Origin of the sequence: Massilia sp. Mn16-1_5, from assembly GCF_004798585.1 — a bacterium.
GTDB lineage: Bacteria > Pseudomonadota > Gammaproteobacteria > Burkholderiales > Burkholderiaceae_D > Telluria.
This window is the reverse complement of record NZ_PPXQ01000005.1, coordinates 35,139-54,582: the sequence shown is the minus strand read 5'-3', so window position 1 is coordinate 54,582 and position 19,444 is coordinate 35,139. Positions and strand designations below refer to the sequence as shown.

Annotated in this window: 16 protein-coding genes; 12 read left to right on the top strand and 4 right to left on the bottom strand. The window is 65.3% G+C overall.

Features of this window, described 5'->3' with window-relative positions; all coding sequences use genetic code 11:
* Nucleotides 1-126 precede the first annotated feature (126 nt).
* Nucleotides 127-819: a DUF1566 domain-containing protein gene (locus C2862_RS07100; protein ID WP_136219428.1), complete on the top strand. Its 693-nt coding sequence runs from the start codon at nt 127-129 to the stop codon at nt 817-819.
* Here the strand turns inward: C2862_RS07100 and prpR are convergent.
* The gene (prpR, locus tag C2862_RS07095; RefSeq protein ID WP_136219427.1) at nt 816-2,426 is read right to left on the bottom strand and encodes a propionate catabolism operon regulatory protein PrpR; all 1,611 of its coding nucleotides are present in this window, start codon (nt 2,424-2,426) and stop codon (nt 816-818) included. The genes C2862_RS07100 and prpR overlap by 4 nt on opposite strands.
* Before the next feature lie 198 nt (nt 2,427-2,624).
* On the opposite strand from prpR, the gene prpB reads away from it, so the two are divergent.
* From prpB to C2862_RS07065, 6 genes are all read left to right on the top strand, one after another.
* Nucleotides 2,625-3,509, top strand: coding sequence for a methylisocitrate lyase (gene prpB / locus C2862_RS07090; RefSeq protein WP_136219426.1), 885 nt, complete (start codon nt 2,625-2,627; stop codon nt 3,507-3,509).
* 24 nt (nt 3,510-3,533) lie between these two features.
* Nucleotides 3,534-4,685: a 2-methylcitrate synthase gene (gene prpC / locus C2862_RS07085; RefSeq protein WP_136219425.1), complete on the top strand. Its 1,152-nt coding sequence runs from the start codon at nt 3,534-3,536 to the stop codon at nt 4,683-4,685.
* Nucleotides 4,682-5,215: a GNAT family N-acetyltransferase gene (locus C2862_RS07080; RefSeq protein ID WP_136219424.1), complete on the top strand. Its 534-nt coding sequence runs from the start codon at nt 4,682-4,684 to the stop codon at nt 5,213-5,215. Before prpC ends, C2862_RS07080 begins: the two co-directional genes overlap by 4 nt.
* On the top strand, nt 5,212-7,812 hold the full coding sequence (gene acnD / locus C2862_RS07075; protein WP_136219423.1) for a Fe/S-dependent 2-methylisocitrate dehydratase AcnD: 2,601 nt from the start codon (nt 5,212-5,214) through the stop codon (nt 7,810-7,812). Before C2862_RS07080 ends, acnD begins: the two co-directional genes overlap by 4 nt.
* 130 nt (nt 7,813-7,942) lie before the next feature.
* Entirely contained in the window at nt 7,943-9,133 is a 1,191-nt protein-coding gene (prpF, locus tag C2862_RS07070; RefSeq protein WP_136219422.1) for a 2-methylaconitate cis-trans isomerase PrpF, read from the top strand.
* Nucleotides 9,134-9,283: 150 nt separating this feature from the next.
* Nucleotides 9,284-12,202 carry an EAL domain-containing protein gene (locus C2862_RS07065; protein WP_136219421.1) on the top strand — a complete coding sequence of 973 codons (2,919 nt, stop codon included), beginning with the start codon at nt 9,284-9,286 and terminating at the stop codon, nt 12,200-12,202.
* Here the strand turns inward: C2862_RS07065 and xth are convergent.
* On the bottom strand, nt 12,172-12,936 hold the full coding sequence (gene xth, locus C2862_RS07060) for an exodeoxyribonuclease III (protein ID WP_136219420.1): 765 nt from the start codon (nt 12,934-12,936) through the stop codon (nt 12,172-12,174). The two genes, C2862_RS07065 and xth, sit on opposite strands and share 31 nt — an antisense overlap.
* A 442-nt stretch (nt 12,937-13,378) precedes the next feature.
* On the opposite strand from xth, the gene C2862_RS07055 reads away from it, so the two are divergent.
* Nucleotides 13,379-13,720 (top strand): hypothetical protein, encoded by a 342-nt coding sequence (locus tag C2862_RS07055; RefSeq protein WP_136219419.1) that lies wholly within the window; start codon nt 13,379-13,381, stop codon nt 13,718-13,720.
* A 13-nt stretch (nt 13,721-13,733) separates the two neighbouring features.
* Nucleotides 13,734-13,922, top strand: a complete 189-nt coding sequence (locus tag C2862_RS07050; RefSeq protein ID WP_136219639.1) for a DUF1653 domain-containing protein — start codon at nt 13,734-13,736, stop codon at nt 13,920-13,922.
* A 120-nt stretch (nt 13,923-14,042) separates the two neighbouring features.
* Here the strand turns inward: C2862_RS07050 and C2862_RS07045 are convergent, their stop codons facing one another.
* Nucleotides 14,043-15,539, bottom strand: coding sequence for a leucyl aminopeptidase (locus tag C2862_RS07045; protein ID WP_136219418.1), 1,497 nt, complete (start codon nt 15,537-15,539; stop codon nt 14,043-14,045).
* A 91-nt stretch (nt 15,540-15,630) separates the two neighbouring features.
* Here C2862_RS07045 and lptF point away from each other — a divergent pair, with 91 nt between their 5' ends.
* Genes lptF through C2862_RS07030 form a run of 3 tightly spaced genes read left to right on the top strand, consistent with a single transcriptional unit; the run spans nt 15,631 to nt 18,360 of the window.
* A complete protein-coding gene (lptF, locus tag C2862_RS07040) occupies nt 15,631-16,779 on the top strand; it encodes an LPS export ABC transporter permease LptF (protein WP_136219417.1) in 1,149 nt (382 codons plus the stop codon).
* 10 nt (nt 16,780-16,789) lie between these two features.
* Nucleotides 16,790-17,983 carry an LPS export ABC transporter permease LptG gene (lptG, locus tag C2862_RS07035; protein WP_136219416.1) on the top strand — a complete coding sequence of 398 codons (1,194 nt, stop codon included), beginning with the start codon at nt 16,790-16,792 and terminating at the stop codon, nt 17,981-17,983.
* Nucleotides 17,983-18,360: a sirohydrochlorin chelatase gene (locus tag C2862_RS07030; RefSeq protein ID WP_136219415.1), complete on the top strand. Its 378-nt coding sequence runs from the start codon at nt 17,983-17,985 to the stop codon at nt 18,358-18,360. Before lptG ends, C2862_RS07030 begins: the two co-directional genes overlap by 1 nt.
* 129 nt (nt 18,361-18,489) lie before the next feature.
* Here C2862_RS07030 and yghU read toward each other — a convergent pair whose 3' ends face one another.
* Complete coding sequence (gene yghU / locus C2862_RS07025) at nt 18,490-19,332, bottom strand: glutathione-dependent disulfide-bond oxidoreductase (protein WP_136219414.1); 843 nt, start codon at nt 19,330-19,332, stop codon at nt 18,490-18,492.
* Nucleotides 19,333-19,444 lie beyond the last annotated feature (112 nt).

The window sequence follows — 19,444 nt, the reverse complement described above, 5'->3', positions numbered from 1 at the left end:
GCGCTTCCTCAGGCGTGCTGATCGCACCTGCGTCTAGGATGACTGCCGCCCTCCGCGCGCAAAACCTTGTCAATTTTTCCAGATACAAATGTTATATTGGAGCACTATTTTTTAAATGGCCAATACATGAACATTCGCCTACTCGCCCTTGCCGCTGCCTGTACCCTGACCCTGTTGGCCGCCTGCGGCGGCAGCCACGATGGTGTCCCGCTGGGCGAATTCCCGGCCATGACCAAGACCGAAGGCGATGCGCCTTTCGAGCTGAAGGCGCCGACCTCGAAAAGTCCGGCCGCCTTCTCGTTCGACAGCAGCGACAAGAAGGTGGCAACGATCAGCGGCAACGTGGTTACCGTCCTCGCGGCCGGCACCACGACCATCACGGCGCGGCAAGGGGAGCTGGGCAGCTACAACCCGACCTCGACCAGTGCCGTGCTGACGGTGAAGGCGCGCGAATGCACGGCGCCCCTGGAAAACCAGGGCGGCCAGTGTGTCGCACCGGTCGGCACGGCAGGCTACGTCTCGCATGAAGGCCTGAGCTGGACGCCCGCCACGGTCGCGCTCACCTGGGCGCAGGCCGATACCTACTGCAAGAGCACGAAGATCCAGGAACAGACCGGCTGGAGGCTGCCGAGCCAGTTCGAGCTGGCGGCCCTGGTCAATTCGGGCATGCTGAGCGATAAAAAGTGGGCGGCAGGCGATGCCTGGACCGCCACCGCCGGCAGCGCAACCGACAGCCATTTCGCCGTCAATCTGGCCAGCGGCGCGGCGAACGCCTATCCGAAAGAGAACAAGGCTTATGTGACCTGCGTGCGCCCTTAAGTTCCCGCCTTCAGCCGCCGCCACAGGGTCGTGCGGCTGATGCCGAGGTGGCGCGCAGCGGCATCGCGCTGGCCGCCGAAACGGGCCAGCACCTCGGCGATGTCGTCTTCCTGCGCCGGCACCGGCACGGGCGCATCGTCCACCGCCAGACCCGCCGCGCCCAGCTCGGGCGCAATCGCCAGTAAAAAATTCGGCGTCAGCGCCTGCAGCGGCTCGGCCGCCAGGAACAGGGCCAGGCGCTCCATCAGGTTGCGCAGCTCGCGCACGTTTCCCGGCCATGCGTAGGCCGTCAGCAGGGGCGCACAAGCCCCAATCTCGGCGTGCAGATTCGGATGCGGCTTCGCGCCCAGGGCCGCCAGCGACTGCTTGAGCGACCACTCGGCCAGCGGCACGATGTCTTCCACGCGCGCGCGCAGCGGCGGCAGGTTCAAGCGCAGTACCGCCAGGCGGTAGAACAGATCGGCCCGAAAGCGCCCCTCGCGCACCCGCGCTTCCAGGTCGCAGTGGGTGGCGCTGACCACGCGCACGTCGATCGGCACCGGCCGCGTGCCGCCGACCCGCATCACTTCGCGCTCTTCCAGCACCCGCAAGAGGCGCGTCTGCAGGCCGAGCGGCATTTCGCCGATCTCGTCCAGGAACAGGGTGCCGCGGTTGGCCGCCTCAAACAGGCCGGCATGGCCGCCGCGGCGCGCGCCCGTGAAGGCGCCTTCCTCGTGGCCGAAGAGTTCCGATTCCAGCAAGGACTCTGCGATCGCGCCGCAGTTTACGGCGACGAAGGGCCGGTTCGCACCCAGGTTGCGTGGTCCTTCGCGGTGGATGGCTTGCGCCACCAGTTCCTTGCCGCTGCCGGTCTCGCCCTGGATCAGGACCGTGGCCGGCGAGCGCGCGTACAGGACCACGGTCTGGCGCAGGCGCTCCATCGCTTCGGACTCGCCCCGCAGATCGTTCAGGCCGCGGCGCGCGCGGCGCGGTTCGTTGACGGGGCCGCGCCGGATGCGGTTCGCTTCCAGGTGGGTCAGGCGCGCCAGCTCGAGCGCATCGTCGAAGGCCTGGCGGATCGAGGCGGCCGAATACAGGAAAATGCCGGTGAGGCCCGCTTCCTCGGCCAGGTCGGTGATCATGCCGGCGCCGACGATGACCTCGACCCCGGCCGCCTTCATCTCGTCCATCGTTGCGCGCGCGTCCTCGCGCGTCACGTAGCTGCGCTGGAGTACCGGCAGGCCGAAGGTGGCGCTGAAATCGGCCAGTTCGGGCAGGAGCTGCTGGTAGCTGATGACGCCGATGCGCTTGGACACCTTGCGCGCCCGCGCCAGCGCACCCATCACGTCGTAGCCGCTGGCCTTGGCGACGATGACCGGCGCCGACACCCGTCCTTTCAGGTAGGCCCCGTTCGAGCCGGCCGCGATGACGACGTCGCAGCGCTCGGTCGCCATCCGTTCGCGGATGTGGCGCGCCGCCTCGTCGAAACCGAGGCCGATCGGCTCGATGGTGGCAAGGTGATCATATTCGACCGTGATGTCACGGAACAGCTCGGACAGGCGTGACACGGAAACGGTCCAGATGACCGGTTTATCGATGTCTTGTGGAACAGGTGAAAGAGGGCGCATGTTGCAATTTTACCGCAATCCTGTTTCATTTGTTTCAGCTGAAACGTCGATGAAACGCCAATCCGTTTCAAGTCCCCCGATTTTGATGCCTAAGTGCTTGAAACGATGCCGTTTTGGCGTGGTCCAAGCTGAAAGCACATGCTGGCACGGTCTTTGCAAACAAGAAGGCCATTCATCACCGATTCACCAGGAGACCCCATGATCCAATCCGCAGGCGCCAAGTTCCGTCAAGCCGTCCAAGAAGAATCGCCGCTGCAAGTCGTCGGCGCCATCAATGCCAACCACGCGCTGCTGGCCAAGCGTGCCGGCTTCAAGGCCATCTACCTGTCGGGTGGCGGCGTCGCCGCCGGCTCGCTCGGCCTGCCCGACCTCGGCATCTCGAACCTGGACGACGTGCTGACCGACGTGCGCCGCATCACCGACGTCTGCGACCTGCCGCTGCTGGTCGACGTCGACACCGGCTTCGGCTCGTCCGCCTTCAACGTCGCCCGCACCGTGAAATCGATGATCAAGTTCGGCGCCGCCGCGATGCACATCGAAGACCAGGTCGGCGCCAAGCGCTGCGGCCACCGTCCCGGCAAGGAGATCGTCTCCAAGCAGGAGATGGTCGACCGCATCAAGGCGGCGGTGGACGCCCGCACCGACGAGAACTTCGTGATCATGGCGCGCACCGATGCGCTGGCCGTGGAGGGCATCGATGCCGCGATCGAGCGCGCCGTGGCCTGCGTCGAAGCGGGCGCCGACATGGTGTTCCCGGAAGCGATGACCGACCTGGCCATGTACTCGCGCTTCGCGAAAGCCGTCGGCGTGCCGATCCTGGCCAACATCACCGAGTTCGGCGCCACCCCGCTGTTCACCGTCGAAGAACTCAAGACCGCGGACGTCGGCATCGTGCTGTACCCGCTGTCGGCCTTCCGCGCCATGAACAAGGCGGCCGAAAACGTCTACACTGCGATTCGCCGCGACGGCAGCCAGCAAGCCGTGGTCGACACCATGCAGACCCGCGCCGAGCTGTACGAGCGCATCGGCTACCACGACTTCGAGCAGAAGCTCGACGCGCTGTTCGCCGCCCAGAAAAAATAATCGCTACCTGACCTGGAGACCAACATGACTGAACAAGCACCTACCTTCAAGCCAAAGAAATCCGTCGCCCTGTCGGGTGTCGCCGCCGGCAACACGGCCCTCTGCTCGGTCGGTAAATCGGGCAACGACCTGCACTACCGCGGCTACGACATTCTCGATGTCGCCAACTCCTGCGAATTCGAAGAGATCGCGTACCTGCTGGTGCATGGCAAACTGCCGACCGCCGCCGAACTGAAGGGCTACAAGGCCAAGCTGAAGTCGCTGCGCGGCCTGCCGCAGGCGGTGAAGCTGGCGCTGGAAGCGCTGCCGGCCGGCAGCCATCCGATGGACGTGATGCGTACCGGTGTTTCGGCGCTGGGCTGCGCGCTGCCGGAAAAGGACGATCACAACATCGCCGGCGCGCGCGACATCGCGGACCGCCTGATGGCCTCCTTCGGCTCGATGCTGCTCTACTGGTACCACTACAGTCATAACGGCAAGCGCATCGAGACCGAGACCGACGACGATTCGATCGGCGGCCACTTCCTGCACCTGCTGCACGGCACGACGCCGCCGGAAGAGTGGGTGCGCGCGATGCACACCTCGCTCATCCTTTACGCGGAACACGAGTTCAACGCCTCGACCTTCACCGCGCGCGTCATCGCCGGCACCGGCTCGGACATGCACTCGGCGATTACCGGCGCGATCGGCGCGCTGCGCGGACCGAAACACGGCGGCGCCAACGAAGTCGCGCTCGACATCCAGAAACGCTACGAGAACGCCGACGAAGCCGAAGCCGACATCCGGAATCGCGTGGCCAACAAGGAAGTCGTGATCGGCTTCGGCCACCCGGTCTACACCATCAGCGACCCGCGCAACGTGGTCATCAAGGAAGTGGCGCGTTCGCTGTCGCAGAGCGCCGGCTCGATGAAGATGTTCGACATCGCCGAGCGCCTCGAATCCGTGATGTGGGAAGTGAAAAAGATGTTCCCGAACCTCGACTGGTTCTCGGCCGTGTCCTACCACATGATGGGCGTGCCGACCGCGATGTTCACACCGCTGTTCGTCATCTCGCGCACTTCCGGCTGGTCCGCCCACATCATCGAGCAGCGCATCGACAACAAGATCATCCGTCCGAGCGCGAACTACGTCGGTCCGGAAGACCTGCAGTTCGTGCCGATCGCCGACCGTAAATGATCCATTCCCCGTCAACCGCGGCGCATGCAGTACGCCGGCTCGGTCCCGCCGACGCCGCGCAGTACCGTGCGCTGCGGCTGGCGGGCCTGCGCGCCTTTCCGCACGCCTTCCGGCCTGCGGTCGAGGAGGCTTTGGAACAGCCCTTGTCCTGGGCTGAGAAGCGCCTGGCGACGAAAGGCGAATACTGGTTCGGCGCCTTCGACGGCATCGAATTGGTCGGCGCGATCTGCCTGCGTACGCAGGACGGCGTCAAGATCCGCCATTCGGCCAGCCTGAACGCGCTGGTCGTCGATCCGGAGCGCCAGCGCGAAGGCATCGGCGCCGCACTGGTCGCGCATCTCATCGACTTCGCGCGGTCGCTCGACTACATCAGACAAATCACGCTCACCGTCATCGACGGCAACGCGGCAGCCATTGGCCTGTACGAGCGCTTCGGCTTCCGCCAGTTCGGCCTGGAGCCGGACGCCGTCCTGCACGACGGCGCCTACTACGCCAAGCAGCACCGACAACTCTCATTGGTAACATCATGAACAACGCATACCGCAAACCCCTGCACGGCACCAATCTGCATTACTTCGACGCGCGCGACGCCGTCGACAGTATCGAAGCCGGTGCCTGGGACAAGCTCCCCTACACCTCGCGCGTGCTGGCCGAAAACCTGGTGCGCCGCTGCGAGCCGATGGCCCTGGTGCCGTCGCTGAAGCAGCTTATCGAACGCAAGCGCGATCTCGACTTCCCCTGGTTCCCCGCGCGCGTGGTCTGCCACGACATCCTCGGCCAGACGGCGCTGGTGGATCTCGCCGGCCTGCGCGACGCCATTGCGCAGGAGGGCGGCAACCCGGCCCTCGTGAACCCCGTGGTGCCGACCCAGTTGGTGGTCGACCATTCGCTGGCCGTGGAGTGCGGCGGCTTCGATCCGGACGCGTTCGCGAAGAACCGCGCCATCGAGGACCGCCGCAACGAAGACCGTTTCCACTTCATCGACTGGACCAAGAAGGCCTTCCAGAACGTGGATGTGATCCCGCCGGGGAACGGCATCCTGCACCAGATTAACCTCGAGCGCATGTCGCCCGTGGTGCAGGTAAAGGACGGCGTCGCCTTCCCCGATACCCTGGTCGGCACCGACTCGCACACCCCGATGGTCGACGCGCTGGGCGTGATCGCGATCGGCGTGGGCGGGCTGGAAGCCGAGAGCGTCATGTTGGGCCGCGCGTCCTACATGCGCCTGCCGGACATCGTCGGCGTCGAGCTCACCGGCAAGCCGCAGCCCGGCATCACCGCGACCGACGTGGTGCTGGCGCTGACCGAGTTCCTGCGCAACTCGAAGGTCGTCTCGACCTATCTCGAGTTCTTCGGCGAGGGCGCAGCCAACCTGACCCTGGGCGACCGCGCGACGATCTCGAACATGGCGCCGGAATTCGGCGCCACCGCCGCGATGTTCTACATCGACGAGCAGACCATCAAGTACCTGAAACTCACCGGCCGCGAAGACGAACAGGTCAAGCTGGTCGAGGACTATGCGAAGGAAACCGGTCTCTGGGCCGACAGCCTGGTCAACGCCGAGTACGAGCGCGTGCTGCGCTTCGACCTGTCTAGCGTCGTGCGCAACATCGCCGGCCCGTCGAACCCGCACAAGCGCGTGCCGACTTCGGAGCTGGCCGCGCGCGGCATCGCGGGCGTGGTGGAGAACGAGCCGGGCAAGATGCCGGACGGCGCCGTGATCATCGCGGCGATCACCAGCTGCACCAACACCAATAACCCGCGCAACATGATCGCCGCCGGCCTGCTGGCACGTAACGCCAACAAACTGGGCCTCTTGCGCAAGCCCTGGGTGAAATCCTCGCTGGCGCCGGGCTCGAAAGCCGTCTCGCTCTACCTGGAAGAAGCGGGCCTGATGCCGGAACTGGAAGCCCTCGGCTTCGGCGTGGTCGCCTTTGCCTGCACTACGTGTAACGGCATGAGCGGCGCGCTCGACCCCGTGATCCAGCAGGAGATCATCGAGCGCGACCTGTATGCAACCGCCGTCCTGTCGGGCAACCGCAACTTCGACGGCCGCATCCACCCGTACGCGAAACAGGCCTTCCTGGCCTCGCCGCCGCTGGTGATCGCCTATGCGATCGCCGGCACGATCCGCTTCGACATCGAAAAGGACGTGCTGGGCACGGACGCACAGGGCAAGCCGGTGAAGCTGGCCGACATCTGGCCGAGCGATGCCGAGATCGATGCCGTGATCGAGCAGAGCGTGAAGCCGGAGCAGTTCCGCAAGGTCTACACGCCGATGTTCGCGCGCGTGGCCGATGATGGCGAAGCCGTCTCGCCGCTGTACGACTGGCGCGAGATGAGCACCTACATCCGCCGTCCGCCGTACTGGGAAGGCGCGCTGGCCGGCGAGCGTACTTTGAGCGGCATGCGTCCGCTGGCGCTCCTGGGCGACAACATCACGACCGACCACCTGTCGCCGTCGAACGCGATCATGGGCGACAGCGCCGCCGGCGAATACCTGTTCAAGATGGGCCTGCCGGAAGAGGACTTCAACTCGTATGCGACCCACCGCGGCGACCATCTCACGGCGCAGCGCGCGACGTTTGCGAATCCGACGCTGAAGAACGAGATGGTGCGCAATGCCGACGGCAGCGTGCGTGCGGGTTCGCTGGCGCGCATCGAGCCGGAAGGGCAGGTCACCCGCATGTGGGAAGCGATCGAGACCTACATGGAGCGCAAGCAGCCGCTGATCGTGATCGCCGGCGCCGACTACGGCCAGGGTTCTTCGCGCGACTGGGCGGCCAAGGGCGTGCGCCTGGCGGGTGTGGAAGCGATCGTCGCCGAAGGCTTCGAGCGCATCCACCGCACGAACCTGGTCGGCATGGGCGTGCTGCCGCTGGAGTTCATGCCGGGCGTGAACCGCTTGAGCCTGGGCCTGGACGGCACCGAAACCTATGATGTGGTGGGCGAGCGTACGCCGCGCGCCGTGCTCACCCTGGTCATCAATCGCCGCAACGGCGAGCGCGTCGAAGTGCCGGTGACCTGCCGCCTCGATACGGCGGAAGAGGTGTCGATCTACGAGGCCGGCGGCGTGCTGCAGCGCTTCGCGCAGGACTTCCTGGCGTCGTCGAAGGTCGCGGCGTAATCGGCACGTGATCGGTGGGCACGGGGCGCCCACCCTACGTAGGGTGGGCGCCCCCGCGCCCACCATGACGCACGTGACATTCGGCCAGGTACGGCGACACGTCGCCCGCACAATTTAACGGAACTGAAAAATGGCACACACTCCTCAAATCAAGATTCCCGCTACCTATATGCGTGGCGGCACCTCGAAAGGCGTCTTCTTCCGCCTCGACGACCTGCCGGAAGCCGCCCGCGTCCCCGGAGCGGCCCGCGACAGGCTGCTGCTGCGCGTGATCGGCAGCCCTGACCCCTATGGCAAGCAGATCGACGGCATGGGCGGCGCCACCTCGAGCACCAGCAAGACCGTGATCGTCGCGAAGAGCACGCGCCCCGACCACGACGTCGACTACCTGTTCGGCCAGGTCTCGATCGACAAGCCCTTCGTCGACTGGAGCGGCAACTGCGGCAACCTGTCCTCGGCGGTCGGCTCCTTCGCCATCGCCAGCGGCCTGGTGGAAGCCGAGCGTGTGCCGCAGGACGGCATGGCGGTCGTGCGCATCTGGCAGGCCAACATCGGTAAAACCATCATCGCTCACGTGCCGATGACGAAGGGCGAAGTCCAGGAAACCGGCGACTTCGAACTCGACGGCGTGACCTTCCCGGCGGCCGAAGTGCAGCTCGAGTTCATGGACCCGGCCGCCGAGGAGGAGGGTGGAGGAGGCGCGATGTTCCCGACCGGGAAGCTGGTCGACGAGCTGGAGGTGCCGGGCATCGGCACCTTCCGGGCCACCATGATCAATGCCGGCATTCCGACCATCTTCCTCGACGCCGAGGAACTCGGCTACACCGGGGCGGAGCTCCAGGAAGCGATCAACGGCGACCCGGCCGCGCTGGCGAAGTTCGAGACCATCCGCGCCTATGGCGCCGTGCGCATGGGCCTGATCAAGGAAACGAGCGAAGCCGTTGGACGCCAGCACACGCCGAAGGTGGCCTTCGTCGCCTCGCCGATCGATCACACGACGTCAAGCGGCAAGCAGCTGGCGGCGGGCGACATCGACCTGCTGGTGCGCGCGCTCTCGATGGGTAAACTCCACCACGCGATGATGGGCACGGCGGCCGTCGCCATCGGCACCGCGGCCGCGATTCCCGGCACCCTGGTCAACCTCGCGGCCGGCGGCGGCGAGCGTGACGCGGTGCGCTTCGGCCATCCGTCCGGCACCCTGCGCGTCGGCGCCGAAGCCAGGCTGGTCGACGGCGAGTGGAGCGTGACCAAGGCGGTGATGAGCCGCAGCGCGCGCGTGCTGATGGAAGGATGGGTACGCGTGCCCGGCGACGCGTTCTAGGCTGTCCACGGTCTGCCCCGGCCCGGCCGCTGCGTTGCAGCCGCCGGGTTTTTTTGTCAATACCTGGTAGTGATTCTACCCACCCTGGTTTATCATCCTGCAACATAAAAGCGGTCCGTACAGAGGCCGCATGCAAGAGGATCGGCCTGAATGGACAGAATTACGAGCACACCCGCGGTGGCCAGCGCAGCGCTGGACCTGGTCGCGGCCCCCGCCTGCGCCTGCGACGCGTCGGGCATGGTCATCGCCGCGAATGCCGCGATGGCCGAACTGGCGGGTGCGTCGCCGCTCGGCCGGCCGCTGCTCGACCTGTTCACGGGACGGGCGGCGCGCCAGGCCGCGGTCGAGTTGCGCAAGGCGCTGCGCGGCGACCGGCGCTGGCGCGGCACGCTCACAAGCGATGGCCAGGCGCGGGTCGTCGAGGTGCGTTCGCGGCCGCTGCCGCAGTCCGGCGGCATGTTCGGCGCCAGCTTCGTCTTCACCGACGTCAGCGCCTATGAGCGCGGCCAGGAAGCGCTGCGCAAGACCATGCTCGAGCAGCAGGCCATCCTCGACCATGCGCCGGTCGGCATCGTCTTCACCAAGCCGGGCCTGCTCAAGGAATGCAATCCGCGCCTGGCCGAGATGGTCGGCTACACGGTGGACGAACTGGCCGACCGCGATGCCGGCGAGATGTTCGCCACGCCCGAAGCCTATCAGTCCTTCCGCGACGAAGCTTTCGCCGCGCTGGCCAAGGGCGGCAGCTACGAAAACCCCGAGTGTCCCTTCCGCCGCTGCGACGGTTCCATTTTCTGGGCGCGCGTGCGCGCCAGCGCCGTCGTGCCGGGCGAGCGTGAGGCGGGCACCATCTGGATCATCGAGGACGTGAGCGAGACGCGCCAGGCGCGGCGCGAGCTGCAGGCGCTGCTGAACAACGCCTCGCTGGCCATCATGTTCACGCGCGAGCAGCGCATCCGGCGCTGCAACGCCGGTTTCCTCGAGGTATTCGGCTATGGGCAGGGCGAATGCGAGGGCTTGCCGGTGCAGGTCCTGCACCCGAGTCCCGCCGCCTTCGAGCGCATCGCCGCCGCGGCCTATCCGCTGTTCGAGCGCGGCGCCACTTACGAAGCCGAGATCCAGCTGGCGAAGAAGGACGGCACCCCGATCTGGGGCAAGGTGATCGGCTACCCGGTCAATCCCGACGACCTCGCGCACGGCTATGTCTGGATTGTCGAGGACCGCACCCGCCAGCGCCGCGACGAGCAGGCGCTGCGCGAGGCGCTCCTGGAAAACCAGGCGATCTTCGACACCGCCGTGCTGGGCATCGCCGTGGTCGAGAACGGCCATACGCTGCACGGCAACCGCAAGATGGAAGAGCTGTTCGGCCATGCGCCGGGAGCGATGACCGGCGTCTCGATCCGTTCGCTGTATCCCGAGCTTGAGGGCTGGCAGGCCGCGCGCCTGGACACGGCGCGCGACTTCGCGGCCGGCCGCGTCAGCGTCAGCGAACGTCTGCTGTGCCGGCGCGACGGCGCCACCTTCTGGGGCCGCCTGTCGGGCCGTCCTTTCGACCAGGACGACCCGGGCGGACGCAGCCTGTGGCTGGTGGACGACGTCACGGCCCAGCACGAGGCGGCCGAAGCGGTGCGCCGCGCGCGCGACGAGCTCGAACTGCGGGTGAGCGCGCGCACCGCCGAACTGGCCGGCGCCAACGCGCTGCTGCAGGACGAGATCGTCGAACGGCGCCAGGCCGAGGCGCGCGTGCACCACATGGCCTACCACGACAGCCTGACCGGCCTGCCGAACCGCGCGCTGCTGTCCGACCGCCTGCAGCAGGCCATCCACGCGGCAGGACGCGCCGGCACGCGCCTGGCCGTGATGTTCCTCGACCTCGACCGCTTCAAGACCATCAACGATTCGCTCGGCCATGCCACCGGCGACTACCTGCTCAAGGAAGTTGCAAGCCGCCTGTGCCATGCGGTGCGCGCCAGCGACACGGTGGCGCGCCTGGGCGGCGACGAATTCGTGGTGCTGGTGCCGGGCGCCGGCTCGCTGGAAGAGTGCAGCCAGGTCGGCGACAAGATCATCGAGGTGCTCGGCGCGCCGGTGCGCTTCGAGGGCCACAGCCTGCACATCTCGCCTTCGATCGGGATTTGCGTGTATCCCGACGACGGCGGCGACGTCGACCTCCTGATGCGCCATGCCGACGCCGCCATGTACCAGGCCAAGGCGGCGGGGCGCAACAACTACCAGTTCTTCAACGAGCGGATGGACAGCGCGGCTGCGCGCGCATTCGCCATGCGCGAACTCGAGTCCAAGCTGCGCCAGGCCCTGGCCAACGGCGAGTTCGAACCCTTCTACCAGCCGATCATGGACATGGCGACGAACCGGGTCCATGCGCTGGAGGTGCTGCTGCGCTGGCGCCGTCCCGAGCATGGCCTGGTCATGCCGGACGACTTCATCCCCACGCTGGAAGAGAACGGCATGATCGTGCCGGTGGGCGAGTGGGTGATCCGGCGCGCCTGCGAGCAGAGCATGGCCTGGCAGCGCGCGGGCATGGCGCCGGTGCCGCTGGCGATCAACCTGTCGGCGCGCCAGTTCATGCACCGCGCGCTGGTGGCCTCGATCAAGCGCATCGTCGACGAGACCGGCATCGATCCGCATCTCGTCGAATTCGAGATCACGGAGACGGCGCTGATGCAGCACGGCGAGCAGACGCTGGAGATCCTCGACCAGATCAACCGCATGGGCATGCGGCTGTCGATCGACGACTTCGGCACCGGCTATTCGAGCCTGGCCTACCTGAAGCGCTTCCCGGTCCGCAAGATCAAGATCGACCGCGCCTTCATCCGCGAACTGGAAGCGAGCAGCGAAGACCGCGCGATCGTCGCGGCCGTGATGGCGCTGGCGAACAGCCTGCAGCTGCAGGTGGTGGCCGAAGGCGTCGAGACCGAGGAGCAGCTGGCGCTGCTGCGCGACTATGGCTGCCAGTACGTGCAGGGCTGGCTGTTCGCGCGTGCGCTGGATGCCGATGCGGCGCGGGCCTTACTGGTGGACGATCAATCGATGGTGGCGATCACCGGCGTGTGATCCGACGGCTGCTCCCATTTCCTCGGCTCGCGGTCGATGCTGCAGGCGGTGCAGCGCTTCGCCAGTTCGGGCGAGAGCAGGATGTGGTCGATCCGCAGGCCGCGGTTGCGCCTGAAACCCATCATGCGGTAATCCCACCAGCTGTACTGCTTTTCCGGCTGCTCGAACAGGCGGAAGGAATCGGCCAGGCCGAGATCGACCAGGGCCGCCATCGCCGCGCGCTCGCGATCCGAGCAGTGGATCTGGCCGGCCCATTCGACCGGATCGTGCACGTCGCGGTCTTCCGGGGCGATGTTGTAGTCGCCCAGGAGGGCCAGCTGCGGATGCGCGCGCAGTTCCTCGCCCAGCCATTCGTGCAGGGCTTTCAGCCAGGCGAGTTTATAGACGTATTTGTCGGAATCGACCGCCTGGCCGTTCGGGATATAGGCGTTCACGAAGCGCACGCCTTCGATGGTCGCGGCGATGATGCGCTGCTGCTCGTCCTCGAAACGCGGATTGTTCTTGACCACGTCCTGGATCGGAAAACGCGAGAGGATGGCGACGCCGTTATAGGTTTTCTGGCCGGTATAGGCGACCTGATAACCTGCCGCATTAATTTCCGAAACCGGGAACTTATCGTCGGTGAGCTTGGTCTCTTGAATGCAGAGCACGTCAATCGGGTTCGTTTCCAGCCAGCGCAGCAGGTGAGGCAGGCGTACTTTCAGCGAATTGACGTTCCAGGTTGCTATTTTCATGTCGGCGCACAGAGTAATGCGGCGGACCCTCCGCCGCGAAGCGCGCAGTATCGACCCTCAGGGCATTTCCTGCAACTTTCCCATCAGGCAGCCGGCCGAAACGGCCGCGTTGTATTTATTTGCTCAAATTGCAAGCGCAGTGCTCAAACGACAATTTTGTGGTTTAAAATATATTGTCGTTACGCACGGATGACATTTAGCTCTAGCAATATGTAACAATTACCGGATAAAATCTAACATTCCTATTGTTACTGATAGGTAATATCCGGTTGTTTTTGTATAACTCGCATTGTAGTATCTGGGCTGGACAAGATTCCTTGTCCGCAGCGCCGCCGCCGCACGATTGAATCAGGCCGTGCAAGCTTTATTAGGCGAAATGGTACTATGGTGAAATATTGCTGTTTCGATAGCGATTATCCGTACCCATATGAAAAGGACAGAGATGCGCAGTGCATTTGAAGCATGGGCCCAGCGTGATGGCCATATCGTTCGCCGCCGCGAAGACAAGCCCGAGGAATACCTCGTCTACGAAACGCAGCGCCGCTGGGTAATCTGGCAAGCCGCGCTGGCGCATGGCGCCAAGGCCGCCGAGGAAGCCCCGTCGAAGTTCGCCGCCGAGCCGGCCAAGGCGGTGCAGCCGGATGAGGCAGCGGTGCGCAATCGCGTGCTCAACGAAGTGCTCGACGCCTTCAGCGACCTGGACGAAGACACCGGCATCGAAGGCGTGCTGAAGGTCATCCAGAGCCTGAAGAAGAAGCAGAAGGCCACGGCCGAGCAGGCTTGAGCGAGCGGACTTGATCCAGTACCGCCACTACAAGGGTGGCCTCTATGAGCTGGTCTGCGAGGCCACGCTCGAGGCCGACCTGTCTCCGATGATCATCTACCGCGCCCACGACGGCTTGATCTGGGCGCGCCCGAAGTCGGTATTCTTCGAACACGTCGAGGTCGACGGCCAGAAGGTGCCGCGCTTTGCGCCGGTGAATTGATTGCCCTGAAATAAAATTTCAAAAAAGCGAAACAGCTGAAAGAATATTTCAGCTGCTTTTTTTCGTCGCGCAAAAAAACGGGCCGCTTGGTGCGGCCCGTTCTCATTTCATCTTACCGTTTCAAACGCGATTCATGAGGAAGGTCGTCAGCAGCGGCACCGGACGCCCGGTCGCGCCTTTCGCTGCGCCGCTCTTCCATGCCGTACCGGCGATGTCGAGGTGGGCCCAGGTGTAGTTGCGGGTGAAGTTCTCGAGGAAGCAGGCTGCCGTGATCGAGGCGCCGCCCGGCGTACCGATGTTGGCCAGGTCCGCGAAGTTCGACTTCAGCTGCTCGTTGTACTGCTCGCCGATCGGCAGGCGCCAGGCGCCGTCGCCGGTCTGCTTGCCGGCGTCCAGCAGTTCCTCGGCCAGCGCGTCGTGGGCGGCGTCGTGGCGGGTGAACAGGCCGCTGTTGTGGTGGCCCAGCGAGACGATGCAGGCGCCGGTGAGCGTGGCGATGTCGACCACGGCGGCCGGCTTGAAGCGCTCGGCGTAGGTGAGGGCGTCGCACAGGATCAGGCGGCCTTCGGCGTCGGTATTCAGGATCTCGATGGTCAGGCCGTTCATGGCGGTGACGATGTCGCCCGGCTTGCTGGCGCGGCCCGACGGCATGTTCTCGCAGGCGGCGACGATGCCGATCACGTTCAGCTTCAGGCCCATTTCGCCGATCGCGCGGAAGGTGCCGAGCACCGAGCCGGCGCCGCACATGTCGTACTTCATTTCGTCCATACCGGGACCCGGCTTGATCGAGATGCCGCCCGTGTCGAAGGTGATGCCCTTGCCGACCAGGACCACCGGTGCATCCTTCTTGCCGCCGCCCATGTGCTTGAGGACGATGAACTTCGGCGCTTCGTCGCTGCCCTTGGCCACCGACAGGAAGGAGCCCATTTTCAGGGCTTCGAGCTGCTTGCGTTCCAGGACTTCGATCTCGAAGCCGTGGTCGTCGGCGAGTTTACGGGCGACGGTGGCGAGGTAGGTCGGGGTGCAGACGTTCGGCGACAGGTTGCCCAGTTCCTTGGTCAGGCTCATGCCGTTGGCGATCGCGATCGCCTGCGCCAGCGCGGCTTTCGTTTCGCCGTTTGCCAGCGGCACGGCCAGGGTCACCTTGCGTACGCCGCTCAAGACCGGATCCTTCTTGCTCTTCTGCGCGTCGGTGCGGAATTCGGCGTCCGTTGCGGCCACGACGACGGCGCGCAGGGCCCATTCAGGCGTGCGCTCTTTCACTTCCGTCATCGGAAATGCGATAATGCCATCCGCCGCGCCCAGCGACGTGAAGGCTTTCAGCGTCGCGCCGACCGCGGTCATGAAATTCTTTTCGCCTACCGCCTCGTCGGCGCCCATCCCGACCAGCAGCACGCGCTGCGCGGCCACACCGGCCACGCCGCGCAGCAGCAGGGTCGTACCGGCCTTGCCGGAGATGTCGCCCGACTTCAGTGCCGCCGTGATTTCACCCGTCTGGTCGAGGGTTTTCGCAGCTTGCGACAGTTTCTTGTTTTCGAACACCGCCACTGCGAGCACGCCTGTTTTGGCCGCAGCCAGGGTGTTCTTGGTGTCGAATGCTTTTATGCTAAAGTCCATTTGATTCTCCGTTTCGTTTTGTGCGCAGTGTGCTCCGCGGTGTGCACCGCAGTGTGCTCGATTCTGCCTAACCTGCAATTATAACTATCGAATGATTTTTCAACGCGCCTTGCACCGTGAACTGGCCAGCGCAGCCGGGGCAACCTTCACGGTCCTGTTCACGGTGTGCGTCACCTGGACCCTCATTGCCATCCTCGGCCGGGCCGCGGGCGGACGGGTCGCATCCGGCGACGTCCTGGCATTGATTGCCTTTCAGTCACTGAATTATCTGCCAACTGTCCTGATCCTCACCAGCTTTATTTCTGTGCTGGTCGCCGTCACGCGCAGTTACCGCGATTCCGAGATGGTCGTCTGGTTCGCATCGGGCCAGTCGCTGCTGGCCTGGATCCGTCCCGTGCTGATGTTCGGCGTGCCGCTGGTACTGCTGGTGGGTGCGCTGTCCTTCGTCGTCGCGCCCTGGGCCAAGATGAAGAGCGCGGAATTCATCCAGCGCTTCGAGAAGCGCGAAGACCTCAAGCGCGTGGCGCCGGGCCAGTTCCGCGAGTCCTCGTCGAGCGACCGTGTGTTCTTCGTCGAGGGCAGCGCCAACGGTTCCACGGTGGTGAAGAACGTGTTCGTCAGCAGCACGGAGGGCGCGGGCAGCTCGGTCGTCGTTGCGCGCGAAGGCGTGGTCGAAGCCGACGGCAAGGGCGGCCAGTACCTGGTGCTGAAGAACGGCCGGCGCTACCAGGGCACGCCGGGCCAGGCTGATTTCCAGTCGATGGAGTTCGAGCGCTACAGCATGCGCGTGGCGACCAGCGTGCCCGTGCTGGGCGCCGACGTGCCGCTCGCCGCCATGTCGACGCCGGCGCTGCTGCTGGTCGAAAACCGCTTCACGCGTTCCGAGCTGCTCTCGCGCCTGTCGGCGCCGATCGTCTGCCTGGTGCTGCTGCTGCTCGCCATCCCGCTCGGCTTCGTCAATCCGCGCGCGGGGTCCTCGGCCAACCTGATCCTCGCGCTGCTGATCTTCTTCACCTATAACAACCTGGTGCGCATGGTCGAAGCCAGCGTCAAGCAGGGCAAGGTCGATTTCGCGATGGCCTGGTGGCCGCTGCACCTGCTCGTGGTGCTGATCGTCGTCGCCCTGTTCGCCTGGCGCCTGAACGTCAACCACCATTACCACCCGCTGGTCCTGATCAATGCCTGGAAGCGGCGGCGCCACGCGCAGCCCGTGCCTGCCGCCCAGGTGGAGTCCCGATGAAAGTACCGGTATGAGAGTGTTACAACGCTATTTTGCGATCAACATCACGCAGGCGGTCGTCTTCGTGCTGTTCGCCTTCCTCGGGCTGATCGCCTTCATGGACCTGACCTCCGAGCTGCCCTCGGTCGGCAAGGGCGACTACATGTTCCAGCACGCGCTGCTCTACGTGGCGCTGATGCTGCCGGGGCACGTCTATGAGGTGATGCCGGTGGCGGCCCTGATCGGCACCATTTACGCGATGGCGCAGTTCGCGCAAAGCTCGGAATTCACGATCATGCGTGCCGCCTCGATGTCGACCCGGATGGCCGGCTGGATGCTCTTCAAGATCGGCATCGTGTTCGTCGTCGTCACCTTCATCTTCGGCGAACTGATCACGCCGCGCACCGCGCCGCTGGCGGAAAAGGTGCGCCTGTCGGCCAAGGGCTCCACGCTCGCCTCGGAATTCCGCTCGGGGATGTGGACCAAGGATAACGTGCACGCCGCAGGCCAGAACGGCACCCGCGGCGCGATTGTCGGCTCGCGCTTCTTCAATGCGCGCCAGATCCGCCCGGACGGCCAGCTGATCGACGTGCGCCTCTACGAATTCGACAATGCGATGCGCATGCGCGCCCTGATCACGGCCAAGAGCGCGACCTTCCTCGGCAACGGCACCTGGCGCCTGCAGGACGTCAGCGAAACCCAGTTCTCGAACAGCCGCGTGCTGGCCGACCCGGGCGCGCCGGTACCACAGGGCCAGAGCATCCAGAGCACCTACGGCCAGGAGACCAGCGCGGTCGCCACCCGCAAGATCCCGAGCCTCGACCTGGTCTCGGAAATCACGCCCAAGATCCTGCAGGTCTCGCGCCGCGACCCGGAGCGCATGTCGGCCAACGAGCTGGCCGTGTACTCGCGCCACCTGGCCGAGAACCGCCAGGAAAGCGAACGCTTCCGCATCGCCTTCTGGAAGAAGATCGTCGACCCGCTGGCGATTTTTGTCCTGATGGCGCTGGCGCTGCCTTTCGCCTACCTGCACACCCGCAGCGGCGGTGTCAGCCTGAAGATCTTCATCGGCATCATGATCGGCGTCGGCTTCATCCTGATCAATTCGCTGTTCTCGCACCTCGGCCTGCTCTCGACCTGGCCGGCCTTCTTCACGGCGGTGGCCCCGAGCCTGCTGTTCCTGCTGCTGGCCATCGGGGCCTTGCGGTGGGTGGAGAGACATTGATGAAGCGCGCCCTGGTCCTGTTCGCCCACGGCGCGCGTGCCGCGTCCTGGGCCGCGCCTTTCGAACGGCTGCGCGACCTGACGGCGGCGCGGCTGCCGGATTGCGCGGTGCGGCTGGCGTTTCTGGAGTTGATGGAGCCGAGGTTGCCGGAGGCAGTGGCCGAACTGGTGGCCGAGGGCGTCGAGGAAGTAACGGTGGTGCCGGTGTTCCTGGGGCAGGGTGGGCACTTGCTGCGCGATTTGCCGCTGCTGGCCGACGGATTGCGGGCTGCGCATCCTGGCCTGCGCGTCAACGTTACCGGCGCGGTCGGCGAAGATCCCGGGGTGCTGGCGGCAATGACGGACTATTGTGTCAAGTCAGTCGCCTCCTCCGAATAGCTGCGATACGTAGGGTGGACTCCCGAGTCCACGGCTTTTCAACCGTTGCAAACGCGTGGACTCGGGAGTCCACCCTACGTCAGCGGCGTGCGCGCATCCTTGGAGCTACGCGCCGCTTCAACATCAAAATCAGTCCAGATCCGCCGCCGAGTGCCGCTCCGGCAGCTGCGTTTCCGGATCTCCAAACACCCGGTTCACCCGGCGCCCGCGCTTCACGGCCGGCCGCGCATAGACTTCTTCCGCCCAGCGCCGCACGTGCTCGTACTCGTGCACCGACAGGAACTCGCCCGCGCCATACAGCTCGCCGCGTACCAGGCCACCGTACCAGGGCCAGATCGCCATGTCGGCAATCGTGTACTCATTGCCTGCGACGAAGCGAGTGTTCGCCAGCTGGCGGTCCAGGACGTCGAGCTGGCGCTTGACTTCCATCGCGTAGCGGTCGATCGGGTACTGGTATTTCTCCGGCGCGTAGGCGAAGAAGTGGCCGAAGCCGCCGCCCAGGAAAGGCGCCGAACCCATCTGCCAGAACAGCCAGTTCAGGGTCTCGGTGCGGGCCGGTACGTCCTTCGGCAGGAAGGCGCCGAACTTCTCGGCCAGGTAGACCAGGATCGAGCCGGATTCGAACACGCGCACCGGCTCCGCTGCGCTGCGGTCCATTAGGGCCGGGATCTTCGAGTTCGGGTTCACCTCGACGAAGCCGCTCGAGAACTGCATGCCCTCGTTGATCTTGATCAGCCAGGCATCGTACTCGGCACCTTGGTGCCCGGCGGCCAGCAACTCTTCCAGCATGATCGTCACCTTCACGCCGTTCGGCGTGGCCAGCGAATACAGCTGCAGCGGGTGCTCGCCCACGGGCAGGGCCTGCTCGTGGGTCGGGCCGGCGACGGGGCGGTTGATGTTGGCAAAGGTGCCGCCGTTGGACGCGGGCGGGGTCCAGACCTTCGGCGGTACGTAGTTCGATGATTCGCTCATTCAATTCTCCTCGTAACAGGGTGGAGTGTCGAAACGACATGTTGGAGGAGCTTACCCGAAGCTTTCAGAATGCGCTGGAAGCGCTCCGGTTTTGGCGCTGGGCCTGGTTTCG

Coding starts and splice junctions, on each gene's coding strand:
- C2862_RS07100 (WP_136219428.1), top strand. CDS start 127: ATGAACATTCGCCTACTCGCCCTTGCCGCTGCCTGTACCCTGACCCTG.
- prpR (WP_136219427.1), bottom strand. CDS start 2,426: ATGCGCCCTCTTTCACCTGTTCCACAAGACATCGATAAACCGGTCATC.
- prpB (WP_136219426.1), top strand. CDS start 2,625: ATGATCCAATCCGCAGGCGCCAAGTTCCGTCAAGCCGTCCAAGAAGAA.
- prpC (WP_136219425.1), top strand. CDS start 3,534: ATGACTGAACAAGCACCTACCTTCAAGCCAAAGAAATCCGTCGCCCTG.
- C2862_RS07080 (WP_136219424.1), top strand. CDS start 4,682: ATGATCCATTCCCCGTCAACCGCGGCGCATGCAGTACGCCGGCTCGGT.
- acnD (WP_136219423.1), top strand. CDS start 5,212: ATGAACAACGCATACCGCAAACCCCTGCACGGCACCAATCTGCATTAC.
- prpF (WP_136219422.1), top strand. CDS start 7,943: ATGGCACACACTCCTCAAATCAAGATTCCCGCTACCTATATGCGTGGC.
- C2862_RS07065 (WP_136219421.1), top strand. CDS start 9,284: ATGGACAGAATTACGAGCACACCCGCGGTGGCCAGCGCAGCGCTGGAC.
- xth (WP_136219420.1), bottom strand. CDS start 12,936: ATGAAAATAGCAACCTGGAACGTCAATTCGCTGAAAGTACGCCTGCCT.
- C2862_RS07055 (WP_136219419.1), top strand. CDS start 13,379: ATGCGCAGTGCATTTGAAGCATGGGCCCAGCGTGATGGCCATATCGTT.
- C2862_RS07045 (WP_136219418.1), bottom strand. CDS start 15,539: ATGGACTTTAGCATAAAAGCATTCGACACCAAGAACACCCTGGCTGCG.
- lptF (WP_136219417.1), top strand. CDS start 15,631: ATGATTTTTCAACGCGCCTTGCACCGTGAACTGGCCAGCGCAGCCGGG.
- lptG (WP_136219416.1), top strand. CDS start 16,790: ATGAGAGTGTTACAACGCTATTTTGCGATCAACATCACGCAGGCGGTC.
- C2862_RS07030 (WP_136219415.1), top strand. CDS start 17,983: ATGAAGCGCGCCCTGGTCCTGTTCGCCCACGGCGCGCGTGCCGCGTCC.
- yghU (WP_136219414.1), bottom strand. CDS start 19,332: ATGAGCGAATCATCGAACTACGTACCGCCGAAGGTCTGGACCCCGCCC.